We start from the raw sequence: 16,364 nt of genomic DNA, 5'->3' as shown, positions 1-16,364 counted from the left end.
AACGACGACAAATCATGGTTGGTTAACCCATGCACCATCACGAAAGTAAGGCCGATTAATATCCACACCAAGGGTCTCAGCTAATCGAGATGGATCGGCCTCCACTAACGGCGCCCCCTGCGTAAGAAGCAACTCACTGCCCCAACTTCGTTGATCATTCACGAGCAATGCCAGCTCAAGTTCCAGAAGCTTATTAATTTCTTCCTGCGACAACAGTGGCCTTTTGCCCCGCTGATATCGTGCTGCCTCTGCAAGCAAACGATCAGTACCGCCTGGGATGAGATGCTCAACTTGTTTGAGCAGCGCTAGCCGAGCCGGCACTTTCAGAATCCTAATGGTGTCCTGGCCATTGCCATTTCGATAAGCCGAAATGGCTGTTGCAACTGCAAGCGCATCAGGACGATTTCGAGATAGTAATTCACCGGTCGAGCCGACCTGCGGCCGCAATGACTGCCTGTCCAGCATATTCGCAAGCATGATGAGTCGTTTTCTTCTCTGATGGTCTTCTTCTAATCCAGCCAATGCCAGACAACTACTTCTTCCTAAACGCTGAGGATCGAGTCCACCAGCCAATGCAAAAAGCTTCTTTGCTAATGCAGTGGGTTCCACTTCAGAGCTAAAATCGGCCACTTCTTCAGCAAGTTCAAAGTAGCGCATTGGAACCCTAGGATCTAGTTCACCGAGACGAACTTTGAGCCCATCGTCCACAAGTACAACCTGCGCAATCGACAAACTCGTCAAAGCCAATCCCAAAATAGCGACCCCAGCGATTCGCTTGATATTACCCATCGGTTTCCTCCTCAATTGACTCTAACCATGCAGCCAATCGAATTCGCCAAAGTGCTGCAATAGCGCGCTCAACCTCAACGAGCTGATGAAGAACGTGCTCATCACCACCTCGCTTTACCAGCGTGTTCGCAAGTAAAGCATCAACACGATCATGAGATGCTGGATGTTCTGTTTTTACGAAGAACGCGAGTATTTCTAAAACCCGAATCTGGTCAGCCACAAGAGTCTGAATTGGCCCCTGGGCCAATGCTCTTCGTGCAGCATCCCATCGCACTAAATCGGCTCGATTATCTTCTGAAATCGGCGGAAGACTGACGCCAGCAATCTTGTCGTCCCATCGCTGCACTAACATTTTGATCGCTTCGCCTGGATTGTTTGTGCTCAGCGTCGTATTTCGAGGCCCGACCAGCTGAGCCTGGGCCACATATGCCTTTGCCAGCTCTTCGGCGGCTTTATCAATCTGACTATTTTCTGGGCGACGCATCATTAAAATGTGCCTGAGCAGTGAAAATCTCACTTCTGATTCCCAGAGATCAGAATGCGACGCGGGCAGAATATGAAGTGTGTAGTTCTGAATAAAGACACTGGTTGAAGCTGAGCGAGGGGCATCAGACAACTCCTCCAAGAGCGCCATTGCTATTGAGTAGTCTGATTGATATCGAGATACCAAGAGTGCCTGAACTTCATCTCGGACCTCCTCTGGACGAGCAAAATAGGCTGCCTCGGCGAGTAATTGGGCGCCCTCCTCACCAACGTCAATGGTCTCGGGCGCTGCCCGAAGCACTCCGAGAAGATAAAGTCGCTCTTCTACCTCTTCTCTAGCCTTCCGAAATTTCGAGGCCCAAGCATCATCCAAAACGCCTGTAGTCACCGTAGGCGCAACCACCGGGGCCAGCGGCTGCTGAGCATACTCCGTCACACGTTGCATTCCCATTTGGGCCTCTGACTCCCGATTCCTAGCGATAGCCGCCGCTGCTTGGTTCAGCCATGCAAACGCCCAAGCTTGCCTCACAAGGTCCTCATGACGCATCAATTCGGGCTGCCTCATCAACTGCTCTGCCTGTACCAACCATTGCTCGGCTACAACTGCATCAATGGGTGCTTGCTCTCCCAATAGATTCCATCGCGGGCTGACACCAATTGCAAGTTCAGGCCATGCTTTTTCAATGGCTAATCGCAGTTGGCTACGCTGCTCTATCTTCGCATCTGGAGCAAGCACAAACTCCTGAGAAAACCAGGGCGCGTAATCAAACGTACTGAGAAGGCTCGTAAGAACCCAAAGATCGTTGGAAGTCACAGAATCATTTTCAAACAATGATAAAAGTCCCTGCTTCGCCTCAAGGCTACGGGACAAATCCAGTTCTTCAAGCAGCCGCCCCATGACATCTTGCGATGGGCCAGACCTACCCAAGTCCGTATTACTCGACATCAGCATGCGCAGTGCCTGCACAATTGAGAGCTGCTGAAGAGCGCCATGCTTGGTTCCAGATGGCGAGGCTAAGACAATGGCATCATGAGCCCTTAAGTAAGCGTCCCAACGATCTAAACCATCTTCGAGGAATTCGGTGCCATCACAAAGAGCCGTAATCTGTGAATCAAGCCACCACCTTGCCGTGTTTTCAAAGCTACGTTGAACACTCGGTGGCAAGCCATAGAGAGAAACCGACAGCTGACTCTGTGCCTCTTGGACAATACTGGGCGCAATGACATCGCTGCCAGATATCTCCCCGAGCATGCCTGCTCGCCAAGCACCAGACCACAAATCTAATGGCGTACTCGTACGTTTTTGAGAAGGCGCTATTCGAGCAATCAGCTGAGATACCATTTCTGGATCGCCACTGGCAGCAACCAATACTTCAATCACTGCATTACGAAGGCGATACTGACTGCGACGATCCATTAGCAGCCAGCCCCTCGAAATTTGATCCAGCGTTTCCGACCATGAGCCGACTACTTGAGAACGATCTTTTGACCCTTGCTCAAGTTTCTTCGCTAGATTATTTAAGTTCGATTCAAATATGGAAGCTTTATCAGCGGCTTCGGCTGCAGCTGGCGGCGACAGCCAGAAGCCCAGTGTTGGCCGTTGAGCAAATGTCGCTAACCACTTCGAAGGCGTTACATCAATCGCCCGCGTGTTCTGATTCGTCTCATCGACGCGCGTTATTGCCGGTTGAGGTTCTTTGTAACGAAGCTCAGCTTGCTGTTTGTCATCAGTTTTAACGAACCATTGCATCAAGAGGATGCCAATGAAGACAACGATCAAGGCAAAGAGTGTGATGAACCTCACTAAAGAGCCTGTATCAGTAGGTGAAAATGTTTTTAGGGTTATGTCTAAGGCGCGAGCCAGGAATCCCGACGGCTCCAACTTTCTGTTGGCATAAGGAGACCTTCCCTGCCCTGATAGAAGTGGATCAACGCGCCGCGAATCTTGAAGCGTCTGGGCCATGAGACCAGAACCTGATCGAGCATATTGACCGAGGCCAGTCACAATTTTCCCAAGCGCCTCCACCGGCACTCGGTTGGCTGATGCCAAGGCAATGAGACGACCTCGACTAACATTATTCCAACCTCCACTACTAATGAGTATCGCCATGACCGAACGATCAAATTCTGTCAATTGCGGCTGGCTTGCAACACTGCGCCGTGATTCCTTCATACGTCGCAAAGGCTCTCGCACGCGCGATGCCGCATCCTGAGCTTCTGCCGAAGCTGATTGTTGTATCTGTTCCTTTGTCGTGACATGACGTCTCAGAACCAACGCCGCTTGACGTAGTTTGTTTTTAACCAAATCAGCCTCAGGCGACCGCCCTTGCGGATGACGATAGACCGCCATAAGACGTTGCCGCAAAGCAAACTCGATCATATCCACCGTCATGACGCCACCGGCAAGGCCAAGCAGCGTCCTGTCATCAGCATCTTCACTGACACCAAGAAAGAACTGACAGGGACTTTTGCCCGACTTCTCTTTCATAAGGCACCACCTGAGATAGGTTGATCTGTGATCTGTAACTCTGCATCCAATTCTCGCATCAAATCGCCCCATGGCTCAGGCCCCATATCAAGATGGAGCACTTTGAATTGGCGCATCACGTCTTGCGCTGCCTTCGGGTCATGTTCTGCAAGAATTCTGATCTGTTGATACTTCGCCTCGTACCACCCATCACTATCCATTGGCAAGCCATTAACAAGACGGCGCCATGCTGCAATCGCAGCCCTCCAATCGCCCTGTGACTGCGACAGAACCGCAGATGCACGCAAGAAGGACCTATCTTTAGGGAATGCTTCCAGTAGCGATCCGAACAGCTTGCTCGCGAGCGCTCCCGCCTCCGGATCCTGGCTGCGCTCCCAGACTTCCAACGCACTACGCGCCACTTCAATTGTGTACTGCCGCACACTCGGACGCTTCAGCGATTCGTTCTCATTGGCATATTCATCAAGAATACGCACACCGTATTTCATGACATCCTGATCAATGTCACGATTGTCTGCGTTTTCCTTCCTACGAGCGATCGCCGCGCGGAAGATCAAACGAGCAGCCTGCCGAGACCAGAGCCCCTCCGGCTCCTTCTCATATAGTTGTTGAGCCAGTTTGCGTGCCGAATCAGCATCGTCACTAAACAACCTCTCCTTGAGGCGAAGGTAGATGAGCTCGTTGGCGATCTCTGAGGATTCCAACTGTTCGGCAATTTCCTCAATGTCCAGAACGCCCAACGCTTGCCGGGCCGCAGTCATTCGACGGACATCTTTGGTTAACGATACATCCAACACACGCCTACAGCGTGCAATCAAACGATCGACATCCAACTTACTGATCACATTCATTCGCTCCGCATCTTCTGTGATCAGCGGTAACGCTATCGCCAGATACTGTGCGGCAAAACCTAACCGCTCAGATCCTTCTGAGTCTCGAAACATTTGATAGAGCATCTGAGCGGCCCGCTGCTGTGCTTGATCGTAGACGTCACTTTCATAACTAATTTGAAGAAGACGATCAACGGCTTGCTGAGATACAGCGGTTTGATTCAATGCTTGATGCAATACCAGCTGACCAGCCCGCTGGTCCATTGGATACATTTGCAGGAATGACTCGACCAACCCGCCAAGATGCTCGGTATCCACCTGATCTGGCGCATCTTTGCGAAGTAAATCAAGACAAACGATTGTCATCCAATGAGCATCAGCCGATGCTGGAGGGCGTTGTTGATTTAATACTTTCTCAAAGAGTGTTGCCGCACGCTCCCAATGCCCCTGAAAATACTCTGACCAGGCGAGCAAACGCTCACCATCAATAATCGCTTCCGAATAGTTCAAACGATCGGGACTCTCCAATGCAGCCTGGAACTGTTCCGCCACTGTCGCATACAGCGCAAGAAGCTCAGGATCTTCAGTTGGTTCCTCCGCACCGTGCCTCTGTCGCAGGTCATAGTAGGCCATCACTGCATTGACATATTCAATAGCAAATCCAGATTTTCCCATGGCAGCACTGCCAAAGCGACGAGCCAACTCGAGAACCGATTGCATCTGCTCCTGAACAGCTAATTCGGTAATAGCCCATCGAGCAAACTGCCGGCTTGTTTCTGTTTGGGGCTCGCTAGATAGACCAGCAACCGCAGCCATACGCAGCCATGCGACCTGCGAGGCAACAGGATCATCAACTGCAGCGAGAGCCAGATCGCTCTCCTGCTGGACCAGCTTCTCTATCATTTTCCGCGCCAGATCATAATGCCCCTGCTCAAGCTGAATTGCCAATCGCCAGGTCGGCACTTGGTTACGAACACTCTCGAAGACATCATTTGCCTCCAGGAGCTCCAGCCATTGCAATGCTTTTTTTAGTTGACCGCTGCGGCTCGATATTAAAGCCAACCCAAGTACAGAACGAGCAAGATACTCGACCTCAAGTGAACTCTTGGCCACCTTATCAGGACTCGCAAAACTCTGATTCGGCTCAAGGAGTGACCAGAAAATGGCCCTTGCTTCGGGCAAGCGTTGCGATGGACCACCCAGCCAAGCAGCGTAATACTTGGACCAACCTAAAAGGAACTGCACCTCAATTCTTAATGAGCCAAGCTGTCGCACGCGGTCTACTTCAACCGCCGCTGCACTGCGAGATGAATTCTCCAGTCGCCGCTTCGCCGTCGATAGTTCGCGAGATATCTCATTACCCAACATTGAAAGATCTGTAATGACATCCTCAAAGAGAGCGCGAATGGAGGATTCATCTTGATCACTGACTGCTCGAAAACGCCAACGTTCTGACAAACGTTCCGCACCACGATAGGCGCCTCGAGCCAAGGCCAGTCGCAAGGTGAGCGCACTGGTCGTATTGGGCCCGATCTTTCTTAACAGCGCACGCCCTCTTCGCTCTAATTCCTCCCGCGACTGTGCCTCATTTTCAGACTCTAGAAGGAGACCATACAGTTCAGCCAGTCGGAGCAAAAATGCTGGGCGCTCGCTCGCTGGTAATGACGGCAATTGATCTTCAAGATGGATAGCAAGTTGCCTCACCAAGCCATGTCGTTCCAGCCAAGAAGAAACGGCGTCATGCGAGGCCGCTGGCTGCAACCCGGTCATACCCATCACAACCGAAATAAACAAGGTGCTACTCAGAAGGCACATATGTCACCTGGGCGAAACCTGCATCATTTGCTTCTTGCAGTGCAGCGACTGCAAATCCAACTGGAACACGATCATAAACCTTCACAAAAAGACCTTCGCTCTTAGGCAGTTGGCGGAGCAAATCACCAAGCTCTTGGCGCGATGCCATTGCCCTGGCACCAATTCGATAAACCGGTGTACCTTCGATATTGATTACCTCAATAATTTGAGGATCGAGCAACTGACTTCCAGCATTAGACTCACTACTTGTTTGCAGCTGAGGACGAAGACGATCCTCTGGCTCAATAATAATGGTTGTAATCATGAAGTAGAGCAAAAGTAGAAATGTCACATCGATCATGCTACTCAAGCTGATTGCGACTCGATCGACACGCCTTCGGCTCTTTTTTCTTCGGCGACTCATGGACCACGTCCTTGTGGCACCGCAGTGGCAATTCTCGCATTAACGATGCCTTGCTCTTTAAGTCGCTTAATAACTCGATTGAGTACGCCAGAAGTTGCATTGCGATCAACACGTATTGTCACATCAGTAAGACCTGCATCTTGAGTCATTGCTGCCAATAACACCATCTCAAAAGTATCAATGTTCATCGGCTCTTCCTGCGTAGACAGGATGATGCCACCATCTCTTGTGACATTGATAACAAGCCCAGATTCTTCCGGAAACTCAAGCTGCTCACCAACCTCTTCAGGCAAATCCAACTCAGCACGCGTCTCTTTCATAAACTGAGCAGTCAGCATAAAGAAAATAATAAGCAGGAATACCACATCGATCATGGGCGTAAGCTCCATCGCTGAAACACGAGACTGATCGTTGCGGGGTTGAAACCTCATTTAATAACTCTGCCTGGCGATGCCGGTGAAACTGGTCGATGCGGCTGCGCGCCCGGCGGCATCTGCTGCCCACCGCCAGTGCCAACACCAGATTCTAAATAGATGATCAAACGTTCAATTTCATTTGCTGCTTCTGAAGTCAAACTATCAATGCGATTCCTAAAGTAAGTAAAAAGAGCGACGCATGGAATCGCTAAAATGAGGCCAAGTAGAGTCGTCACTAATGCCAGAGAAATACTTCCCGCTAATTCCTCGTGCTGTCCACCAGCACCGCGGGAAATTGATTGGAATGCGCCAACCATGCCGAGTACCGTGCCAAGCAATCCCAATAAAGGTGCGATAGTCCCAATAAGCCCAAGGCCGTCAGTTGATCGATAGAGGCGAGCAGTCTGATCCTCACCCGTTTCTTCAATGGCATTCTTGATTTCGAAGGCACCGAATGCAGAACGCTGATACCGACCAAGGCCTGCTGCCATAATTCGGACCAAATAAGAATCATTCTCCGGCGCAAGACAATATTCGAGTGACCCGTTGACATCACCAGCAGCCAACATGGCATCGAGCGCCGCAACTTGATCTGGTGGCAACAAAGCAGTGCGACGAATCTGCACAAGGTGAATAATGACCAAAGCCAAAGCAACAACACTCAAGCCTAAAATAATAAAACCAACCAATCCGCCTGCAATAATGGTGTCAAACCAAGATGATGCTTCTGCTGAAGCAGGCGCGACCGTTCCGAGTAGATTCACAAACACAATAGAAGTCATTGGGTATCCTCTTGCGGCTCTTCTCGATCAGCCACTGTTCTTTTCAAAGGTGGAATTTGTTGTTGAATTGGGTGACGTGGCAGCTGCACCTGAAGTTCCCGACGCAAACTTAGAGAAGAATCCAACTGCCCATCTTGCTCGAGCTCCGTCGCCAAACGATCTAGCGCTAATCCCGTAATGTAAGGAAACTCATCTGCCCGGTTGGATGCGACGCTTGCTAACTGCACCAAACCGCGATCGCGATTTTGGAGATCGGAAGAGCCCATCTTCTGAACACCAAGGGCATACAAAGCCCAAATTTTCGCCCACTGCGGCAGCTCGTCAAGCTGCCCATCCAGGTCAGACTGAGATCGGAATGAACGTGATGGTGATTGAGCAGCGACCTTCCAGTGCGCGTCGATTACATCATCAATAAAGTGGCGATGGCCCTTCGTACGATCCTCTGTGGCCTGCCCGCTATACAGTGCTGCTTCAGCAGCTCGCCTATAGCTCTTTGCAAGATGCTCTACATATGTATCTCCCAGAGCATCATATGAATCAATCGCCTTAACCAATGACTGAAGACTCTCTGTCCGAGCAAACAGAGGCGGTAGTTGCACACACAATGATTCACCAGATACGACTTCATCGAACATGTCAGGCAGCATTGAAAAGCTATCAGAACGAATACCCGCTCGACGTAAGCGTATGACCTCTAGCATCGGTAAAACTGCCGCAGCATTCGCCCCACGAGCTAAGCGAGCGCGCATGAGGCCTTCAGCAACCATCAACGCGGTCTCATGATCTTGACCTCTCGTTTGCGTAAAGATCCGTGAAAAGATTGGTTCCGCAAGCGTACGATCACCTCGCTCAAGACGAGTACGAGCACGCCATAACGCCTCCGCCATGGGAAGAAAATCTTCAAGCCTTGGATCCCGATAGGTCATCTGCACATCACGAATTCGATCCCAAGGAATTGTGTGTGTCACTCCATTCTTATCACGAATCTGAACACCTGATTGCGTAATCTGCCTGATGTCTCCTTCGATCGGCGTACCGCCAGCACGTCGATCTACTGAGTCAGCCTTTACATCTGAACTCATCAGAACCACGGCCAACAGACATATGAGAATTTGCCCAACTTGAGAGTTCCAGATCATGGGCGTGCTCCAGTACTTACGAAGCGAAACTCGCCACCTGAGTCACGAGCCATATCCCGAAGCACTTTCTGCTCCGCATCAGAACCGAAAGCAATCGTATTGATCACGACGCGCTTCCCAGAGCTGTTAAGTTTTGCAAGCGCACCCGAAGTAAACCCCTGCAGCTTTCCATCCGTTAAGAAAAAGATCACATCTGGCCGCTCTTCCATTGCAAACAAGTGCTGGAAGGCGCCGCGCGGATGGGTCCCTCCGCCTGGTGCTACCTGATTGAGCCATCGAACGACATTGCGCACCGAATAGGGTGTTGCCGGCATCCAGTCCTTCTGCATGGGTGGTGCGGAAAATGTACTGTCGAAGAACAACAAGTAGAACTCTGCTGAATCAGGCAAGCTGGTAATTGAGCGAGCCAACTCCCTCAGTGCAACCGATATTTTTTGCATGCCACCCGTTGAATTACCACCCATTGAACCAGATCGATCAACAACATATGCAAACCGAGAGCCACGGCTGGTGACACCAAAGAAGGTTGTCGATGCGCCACCACCACCCATACCATTGCCCCAACCACCCCCACCACCGCCAGCACCGCCCAGTGCCGGCGCGATATTACTACTGTTCGTAGCAAGCTGTGTATCCACAGCATCCGCCTCAAGCTGGATAAATGGCTCCGCGTCAAGCACCACATCCGTAGTCATGGTGTCTTCCGACAGCTGGTCGTCTAAATCACTGTCCTCCAATTGAGAAAGCTCTTCCTGATCAAGAAAGGCGATTTCAATATCTTGGCTGATCCGCTCCGGCGCGCCTGCTTCATCTCGTGTGAGAAGATTGAGATAGACCATGATTCCAATGTGAACCACAATGGCCAAAGCCACCGCAAAAATGGCTAAATTGACCAACCGCCGTCGAGATGACTGAGCCTGCTCCTGTTGCAATTCATCGATCCTGGATCGCAAATCGTGGACCGCGCGCCTCAGATGGGTTGTGTCTTCAGTTTGGCGTGGTTCTTGGGTCACATGCCCTCCATCGACAGGATCATTGACCACCGTACTGACTTTCTGCCGGGGTCGGTATCATCATAGGTACCCTGGAGCCGGCTTTCAGGTAGTCTTGACGGGCTGGGTGAGGGTGAGTCCAATGCCCTTTATCAGGACCTAGATACTCCCACTGGGAAGGAAGATCGGAGCCGCAATGAGCAATATCCCATTTAGACGGGTCATTTTGAAGATTAGTGGCGAAACTTTCTGCCCTCCTGGATCTCGAGGGATTGATCCGTCTGAACTTTCTTTCATCGCCAATCAAGTGAAATTGGCTGCCTCCACTGGGTGCCAGGTGGCCGTCGTGGTGGGCGGCGGCAATATTGTCCGTGGATCGCACCTGGTATCGGAAACTGGGTTCGACCAGTCTACCGCCGACTATATGGGCATGATTGGCACCGTGGTCAATGGGCTTGCACTTCGCGAAGCGCTCAATGGGCTTGACTGCGATGTACGTCTTATGAGTGCTCTTGAGATCCCGGCAGTTGCCGAACCATTCATCAAGGCCAGAGCCATGCGGCATCTCGAAAAGGGACGCATTCTGGTTCTGGCTGCTGGCACCGGCAATCCCTTCTTCACCACCGACACATGCGCGGCCTTGCGAGGCGCTGAAATTGGTGCCGATGTACTGCTGAAAGCCACCAAGGTCGACGGCGTTTATGACGCTGATCCTGTCACCAACCCAAAAGCAATTCGTTACGACGAGATCACCTTCCATGAAGCCATTGAGCAACAGCTCGGGGTCATGGATTTGACAGCACTGACAATGTGCATGGAAAATAACCTCCCTGTCGTCATCTTTAACTTCAGAGCTGAGGGAGCTATTCATCGCGTGATCCTTGGGGATACTGATTATGGCACCTTGGTACATGTCGGAAAAAAGAAAACACAAACAGCATCCTCCTATTGAGTAATACGTCATCACGCAGTGATTTAGGGTGATATTTTTGCTTGAATCATGCCAGTTTCTTAAATCGATGAGCCAAATTTAATCAGCTAACCGCAGGAGCCCCATCGAAATGTCTATTGACCCGATTATCTCGGCTTGTGATTCAAAAATGAGCAAGAGTTTTGAGTATCTATCACGAGAACTTCGAGGCATTCGCACAGGACGAGCCACAACTGCTCTCATCGAATATCTCAAAGTTGATTATTACGGTAGCCCGACCGATCTTCGTGAGCTTGCAGCTATTAGTGTGGCTGATTCAACACAGCTGCTTGTCAAACCATTCGACCCATCTGCCAAAACCGAAATCATGCGTACCATCGAAACGGCTGATCTGGGGCTCAATCCTCGCGCCGATGGCGACAGTATCCGCGTTAGTATTCCTGCGCCCTCTTCGGAACGCCGCCAACAACTGGTAGCCCAAGTGCGCAAGCTTGCAGAAGACTCTAAGGTTGCAATGCGCAACGACCGCCGCGATACCAATAAACAGATCGATCAACTTGTTAAAGACAAAGAAAATTCAATCTCAGAAGATGATGGCAAGAGAGCCAAGAGCAAGATTGAAGATCTAACAAAGAAATGGTCAAGCGATATAGATGCGCTCAGCCAAGCAAAGGCAAACGAAGTCGAACAAGTCTAGGCAACAATACCGCCGAATAAAGATGCGATCACTTATCAGAAAATACCTTGCGCCTCCGTGCCGGCGGTATATCTAGTTGCTGACGATACTTCACAACTGTCCGCCGAGCGATATCAATCCCTCTCGACTTCAGCTCTTTCACGATTGACTCGTCACTCAGTGGAGATTGCTTATCTTCTTGATCAACAATATCTTTGAGCGTCTCCTTAACCGCACCCCAACTCATTTGCTCACCACTCTTGGTTTCCGTGCCGCCTGAGAAAAACATTCGCAATGGCAGAACCCCGCGTGGCGTTGCAATCCACTTCTCAGCCACAGCTCGACTGACTGTTCCCACGTGAATGTTGAGTTGATCTGCTACTTCGATCATTGGCAGCGGTTTGAGATGTTGCTTACCTTGATCAAAGAAGTCTCGCTGCCTGGCAAGAACAACACCAACAACCCGGAGCATCGTGTGCTTGCGCTGATTGATAGCATCAATAAGCCAGGACGCACGACGAACGCTGTCTCCAACAAAACGACGCGTTTCCTTTTCAACCTTCTTGTCTTTTGCCATGTTTTCATAGTCAGAAGACACTCTCACATGAGGCAAGGTGCCATCACTCATTCGTGCTGTGTAGACATCTTTTTGCTCGTCATACTCAACCATAATGTCAGGAATAATAGGTTGAACTTGTTCACTGACAAGCTCGCGACCAGGGCTCAACTTCAGGCGATGCATCAGTTCCATTGCTGCATGAATCCGATCCATTGAGATTTCGCTACTTTCACTAATGCGAGGCAGCCGGTTCTCCAGAAGATCTTCGAAGTGAGAGGTAATTAGAAGACGAACGTCCTGCCATGCCAAGCCGTGCTGTGGATCTTGACGATCCTGTGAATCAACTTGAATCAACAAGCACTCTTTAACGGAGCGGGCCGCCAAGCCAGGTGGATCCAGCCAGTGTTGCAGAGCCTCAATCGCCTCCGTCACAAGCTCCGGACTGATATCAAGATCAGGTATCGATGTAAGTTCTTCTAATATCTCAGACTCGGACGTGTGAAAGAGACCATCGTTTTCCAGATATCCAATAAGTCGTTTACCAAGAATCTGTACGGCTGGGCTCACCTCAGCAAATGTCCACTGATGCAGCAACTGCTCTTGCAAACTCTCAGAGCGAGCCTGAACATTGGCCATTGCATCCATCTTACGATCACGATCCTCACCGGAAGATGCACGATGAGCTGATGAGTATTGGTTTTCAAAACTATCGGGCATCGATGATTCAAGCGTGCTCAGTCGCTCAAAATCCTCAGCACCATCGGAGGTATTATCGCCAACCACCAACTCCTGGTCATCAAGTGGCTGGTCATTGGCAACCTCCCCAGCTGCTTCTTCAGCCCCCGATTGCTCCAGGTTCGAACCGGCCTCCTCAAGCGCCACATTCGATTCCAATTCTTGTTCAATGCGCTCCTGCAATTCTGCAAAAGGCATCTGGAGTATTTCCATTGACTGAATCATGCGGGGCGCCAGCTTCATCTGCTGGTTGAGACGCATATGTTGACTGGCATCGAAGCGCATAGACAGGCCTTCTCCCGATTATCTCATCCATCACCAACGCGAGCAGTCGGAGCATATTGCACCGCTGCAGACTTGGTCACGTCACAGTGTAATGCGTAACCGTTCTTACTGCTGTCTAACGGCCGCCCCCTTGCCCATCCTGCTGCATGGCACGCCTTCCCTCAATCGCATCTGCCAGCACTGCGGTAGATGCGAACTCCAATTGCGAACCAGCCGGTACGCCGCGAGCGAGCCTGGTGACTCGAACAGGCAGTTCTTTTAGTAACTCTGCCAAATAGAGAGCTGTTGCATCACCTTCTAGATTTGGATTCAGCCCCAAAATGACCTCTGCTACCTGAACTCCTCTGGCGTTACAGCTCGCATCAAGCAATCTTGAACGCAATTGCGCAATGGTTAGGTCAGCGGGCTCCACGCCCCCCAACGGATCAATCCGACCAGTTAAAACGTGATACACACCCCGATAGATTCCTGTTTGTTCAAAACTCAGTAGATCTCGGACCTGCTCAACGACCAACACTTGTGAGGCGTCACGTTCATCATTACTACATATTGGACAAGGGCTCGCGTCAGCCAAGTTGAAGCAAACCTGACAGCAGGTGACTTTTTCCACCAGATCCGAAATCGCTCGTGATAGCCCGATGACATGATCAGCAGGCTGCTTCAGTAAATGAAAGCAAATTCGCTCGGCACTGCGTCGGCCAATACCTGGAAGGCTAGAAAACGACTCTAAAAGCCGATCGATTGCCTGTGGATACCCTGAGCCTTGGCCTGACTTCACCAGCTACTACTCCTGTTTACATTGATGGATCGATCGCACCACCGAGATCACCAAAACCACGAATCATCTCATTTGATATTGGCAAGCCCATCTCACCGGCGGCGTCAGCGAATTTCTGCGCAGCCATCACACGTGCTTTTTCAAGCGCATTATTTGTGGCACCGGCAATGAGATCTTGAGCCATTGCCAAATCATCTGGATCAGTTGAGTCAACAAGGCCAGAAAGCAAAGCTTGATCGACTTCCACAGACTCAATTTTTAGGTGACCGTTGGCAATAACACGAACTGCACCGCCTCCACTCTCACCAGTGACGTGCATGCGACCGAGTTCCTCCTTGACTTCCTCGATCTGCGCTTTTATTCGCGGCATATCTTTGAGCATACCGGCCATGGAAGCCATATTTTTCAGATTGTCAAACATCATCTTTTTTCCTCTGACTCAACCCGAACAATCATTCCATCGAAGATCTCTCGTGCTAATCGCACAGGCCCAGAGTCCTCAAGGGACGCTCGAGAAGGCGCCTCTTTCTTAGGCTGCCGTTGCTCCACAACGACTGTAGCTTCCAGTTTAGAGTCTTTCTCTGAAGAAGACTCTATGGCCCTGGCACCCTCTGAATGAGACGATGCCACTTCATCAATCAATGCAAGTTCAACGCGAAGTGACTCTCCTGCAACGCGCCCCACCTGCTCTTCAATAACCGCAACTTGCGACAATAAGAACTTTGCTTGAGCCTCGCTACCATCCTGCAGCCTGAGCTGTAGTGTTCGGCCATCAAATGTCTGATAGGCCAGTTGGCTGGTACGAGCTTGTTCGGCGCTTGATTCTCGTGCAGCGTTGATGACCTGCGCCCAGATTTCTCTACCTCGCTCATGGGACTGGCTTGTGACATCCTGACTTGATGCGGTGGGCGCGGGACTCGGTACGTTTGATGCAGTCTTGACTTTGACTCGAATATTCCCTGAAGCCACGCGCTCGGGCATTGCGACATCAGGCGCCTTCTCAACAACCGCGGCCACCTTTTCTGGCGACGTGCCATCAGCCGAGCTGGCCATAGCTGCTGGCTTTTTCTGAGTAATGACGGGCGTACTAGTCTCTATTTTTTTTTTGAAAGTCGGCTCAGGAGATCGCTCCTGGCTACTTGCCAGCTGCACATCTGCGAATCGATGGGCATGAGCCATACGGACAATCGCCGCATCGAATTGTGCCCGAGCCACACTTGACCCACGAACACTGCGTGCAAGTGCATCACAGACTGCCATCTGGTAAACCAACCCCTCACTATCAAAATGGGCTGCTTGAGCAACGAGTGCCTGCCTTCGCTGTTCCGTCATTTCCAGCGTCTCAACATCAGCACCACAGGTGCAGAGGATGAGCATGGCATGCAAGTGCTCGATGAGCCCAGCGACAGCCTGATCGATTGAAATACCTGTCGCCAGCAAGTCTTGACCTCTTTTTAATGAGTCAGCAGCATCATTGGCAATAATGGCATCAACGAGAGAGCTGATCAACGTACGATCAGCAAGCCCCACGGATTCGGTTACGACACTAAGCGTCAATTCACCTGCACCCGCCAACAGACGATCAAGCAAGCTCAACGCATCGCGTACGGAACCATCACCCATCCGGGCTACTTCTATCAAGGCCTCTGCATCAGCCTTCAATCCCTCTGCCGCCACCACTTTGGCAAGATGTGCGGCAATATCATCCGCCGAAACAGGGCGAAAATCGAATCGCTGACATCGGCTTTGAATGGTTGCGGGCACTCGATGTGGCTCAGTTGTGCAGAGAATAAACTTCACATGTGATGGAGGCTCTTCCATCGTCTTAAGCAAGGCATTAAAGGCCTCGCGGGTCAGCATGTGGACCTCATCGATAATGTAGATTTTATATTGGCATCGTGCTGGAGCTAAGCCAGCTGAAGCAATTAAGTCACGCGCTTCGTTGATGCCACGGTTTGAGGCACCATCGATTTCAATGACATCAAGATCATTACCCTGCAGAATCGCGTTTTTGATATCGTCGGCAGCCTGTAAGTCATCTGTGACATTGAGGGCAATTGCAAGCAGCCGTGCCATGGAAGTCTTACCGACACCACGGGTACCACAGAATAAATAGGCATGCGCAGTTCGATCGTTATCGATGGCATGCCGCAACGTGCGAGCGACATGCTGCTGTCCAATCAACTCATCAAAGCTGCGCGACCGGTATCGGCGAGCAAGTACGGTATAGGACACGAGCGAGGCACCTTCATCATGAACTTAC

At 50.9% G+C, this 16,364-nt stretch carries 14 protein-coding genes; 2 read left to right on the top strand and 12 right to left on the bottom strand.

Annotated elements, in window-relative coordinates; all coding sequences use genetic code 11:
* Positions 1–12 precede the first annotated feature (12 nt).
* Genes P8J86_09615 through P8J86_09580 form a run of 8 tightly spaced genes read right to left on the bottom strand, consistent with a single transcriptional unit; the run spans position 13 to position 10,158 of the window.
* Entirely contained in the window at positions 13–789 is a 777-nt protein-coding gene (locus tag P8J86_09615; GenBank protein MDG2054952.1) for a hypothetical protein, read from the bottom strand.
* Positions 782–3,760, bottom strand: coding sequence for a hypothetical protein (locus tag P8J86_09610; GenBank protein MDG2054951.1), 2,979 nt, complete (start codon positions 3,758–3,760; stop codon positions 782–784). Before P8J86_09610 ends, P8J86_09615 begins: the two co-directional genes overlap by 8 nt.
* On the bottom strand, positions 3,757–6,405 hold the full coding sequence (locus P8J86_09605) for a hypothetical protein (protein ID MDG2054950.1): 2,649 nt from the start codon (positions 6,403–6,405) through the stop codon (positions 3,757–3,759). The genes P8J86_09610 and P8J86_09605 overlap by 4 nt, the downstream gene beginning before the upstream one ends.
* Positions 6,389–6,808, bottom strand: coding sequence for a biopolymer transporter ExbD (locus tag P8J86_09600; protein ID MDG2054949.1), 420 nt, complete (start codon positions 6,806–6,808; stop codon positions 6,389–6,391). The genes P8J86_09605 and P8J86_09600 overlap by 17 nt, the downstream gene beginning before the upstream one ends.
* Positions 6,805–7,239 carry a biopolymer transporter ExbD gene (locus P8J86_09595; GenBank protein ID MDG2054948.1) on the bottom strand — a complete coding sequence of 145 codons (435 nt, stop codon included), beginning with the start codon at positions 7,237–7,239 and terminating at the stop codon, positions 6,805–6,807. The genes P8J86_09600 and P8J86_09595 overlap by 4 nt, the downstream gene beginning before the upstream one ends.
* The gene (locus P8J86_09590; protein ID MDG2054947.1) at positions 7,236–8,006 is read right to left on the bottom strand and encodes a MotA/TolQ/ExbB proton channel family protein; all 771 of its coding nucleotides are present in this window, start codon (positions 8,004–8,006) and stop codon (positions 7,236–7,238) included. Before P8J86_09590 ends, P8J86_09595 begins: the two co-directional genes overlap by 4 nt.
* Positions 8,003–9,145 (bottom strand): hypothetical protein, encoded by a 1,143-nt coding sequence (locus tag P8J86_09585; GenBank protein ID MDG2054946.1) that lies wholly within the window; start codon positions 9,143–9,145, stop codon positions 8,003–8,005. The genes P8J86_09590 and P8J86_09585 overlap by 4 nt, the downstream gene beginning before the upstream one ends.
* Positions 9,142–10,158: a VWA domain-containing protein gene (locus P8J86_09580; protein ID MDG2054945.1), complete on the bottom strand. Its 1,017-nt coding sequence runs from the start codon at positions 10,156–10,158 to the stop codon at positions 9,142–9,144. Before P8J86_09580 ends, P8J86_09585 begins: the two co-directional genes overlap by 4 nt.
* 175 nt (positions 10,159–10,333) lie before the next feature.
* Here P8J86_09580 and pyrH point away from each other — a divergent pair, with 175 nt between their 5' ends.
* Together pyrH and frr are read left to right on the top strand one after the other, a co-directional pair.
* The gene (gene pyrH, locus P8J86_09575; GenBank protein ID MDG2054944.1) at positions 10,334–11,089 is read left to right on the top strand and encodes a UMP kinase; all 756 of its coding nucleotides are present in this window, start codon (positions 10,334–10,336) and stop codon (positions 11,087–11,089) included.
* 109 nt (positions 11,090–11,198) lie between these two features.
* Entirely contained in the window at positions 11,199–11,765 is a 567-nt protein-coding gene (frr, locus tag P8J86_09570) for a ribosome recycling factor (GenBank protein ID MDG2054943.1), read from the top strand.
* 28 nt (positions 11,766–11,793) lie between these two features.
* Here frr and rpoN read toward each other — a convergent pair whose 3' ends face one another.
* The 4 genes from rpoN to dnaX form a co-directional block, all read right to left on the bottom strand.
* Positions 11,794–13,323, bottom strand: coding sequence for an RNA polymerase factor sigma-54 (rpoN, locus tag P8J86_09565; GenBank protein ID MDG2054942.1), 1,530 nt, complete (start codon positions 13,321–13,323; stop codon positions 11,794–11,796).
* Between the two features lie 115 nt (positions 13,324–13,438).
* The gene (gene recR, locus P8J86_09560; GenBank protein ID MDG2054941.1) at positions 13,439–14,101 is read right to left on the bottom strand and encodes a recombination mediator RecR; all 663 of its coding nucleotides are present in this window, start codon (positions 14,099–14,101) and stop codon (positions 13,439–13,441) included.
* 16 nt (positions 14,102–14,117) lie between these two features.
* On the bottom strand, positions 14,118–14,525 hold the full coding sequence (locus tag P8J86_09555; GenBank protein ID MDG2054940.1) for a YbaB/EbfC family nucleoid-associated protein: 408 nt from the start codon (positions 14,523–14,525) through the stop codon (positions 14,118–14,120).
* On the bottom strand, positions 14,522–16,336 hold the full coding sequence (gene dnaX, locus P8J86_09550) for a DNA polymerase III subunit gamma/tau (GenBank protein ID MDG2054939.1): 1,815 nt from the start codon (positions 16,334–16,336) through the stop codon (positions 14,522–14,524). Before dnaX ends, P8J86_09555 begins: the two co-directional genes overlap by 4 nt.
* Between the last annotated feature and the right edge of the window lie 28 nt (positions 16,337–16,364).

The sequence above is a fragment of the Phycisphaerales bacterium genome (assembly GCA_029268515.1).
Lineage (GTDB): Bacteria > Planctomycetota > Phycisphaerae > Phycisphaerales > SM1A02 > JAQWNP01.
The sequence above is the reverse complement of the archived record's forward strand: the minus strand, read 5'-3'. Positions and strand labels throughout refer to the sequence as shown.

Coding starts and splice junctions, on each gene's coding strand:
- P8J86_09615 (MDG2054952.1), bottom strand. CDS start 789: ATGGGTAATATCAAGCGAATCGCTGGGGTCGCTATTTTGGGATTGGCT.
- P8J86_09610 (MDG2054951.1), bottom strand. CDS start 3,760: ATGAAAGAGAAGTCGGGCAAAAGTCCCTGTCAGTTCTTTCTTGGTGTC.
- P8J86_09605 (MDG2054950.1), bottom strand. CDS start 6,405: ATGTGCCTTCTGAGTAGCACCTTGTTTATTTCGGTTGTGATGGGTATG.
- P8J86_09600 (MDG2054949.1), bottom strand. CDS start 6,808: ATGAGTCGCCGAAGAAAAAAGAGCCGAAGGCGTGTCGATCGAGTCGCA.
- P8J86_09595 (MDG2054948.1), bottom strand. CDS start 7,239: ATGAGGTTTCAACCCCGCAACGATCAGTCTCGTGTTTCAGCGATGGAG.
- P8J86_09590 (MDG2054947.1), bottom strand. CDS start 8,006: ATGACTTCTATTGTGTTTGTGAATCTACTCGGAACGGTCGCGCCTGCT.
- P8J86_09585 (MDG2054946.1), bottom strand. CDS start 9,145: ATGATCTGGAACTCTCAAGTTGGGCAAATTCTCATATGTCTGTTGGCC.
- pyrH (MDG2054944.1), top strand. CDS start 10,334: ATGAGCAATATCCCATTTAGACGGGTCATTTTGAAGATTAGTGGCGAA.
- frr (MDG2054943.1), top strand. CDS start 11,199: ATGTCTATTGACCCGATTATCTCGGCTTGTGATTCAAAAATGAGCAAG.
- rpoN (MDG2054942.1), bottom strand. CDS start 13,323: ATGCGCTTCGATGCCAGTCAACATATGCGTCTCAACCAGCAGATGAAG.
- P8J86_09555 (MDG2054940.1), bottom strand. CDS start 14,525: ATGATGTTTGACAATCTGAAAAATATGGCTTCCATGGCCGGTATGCTC.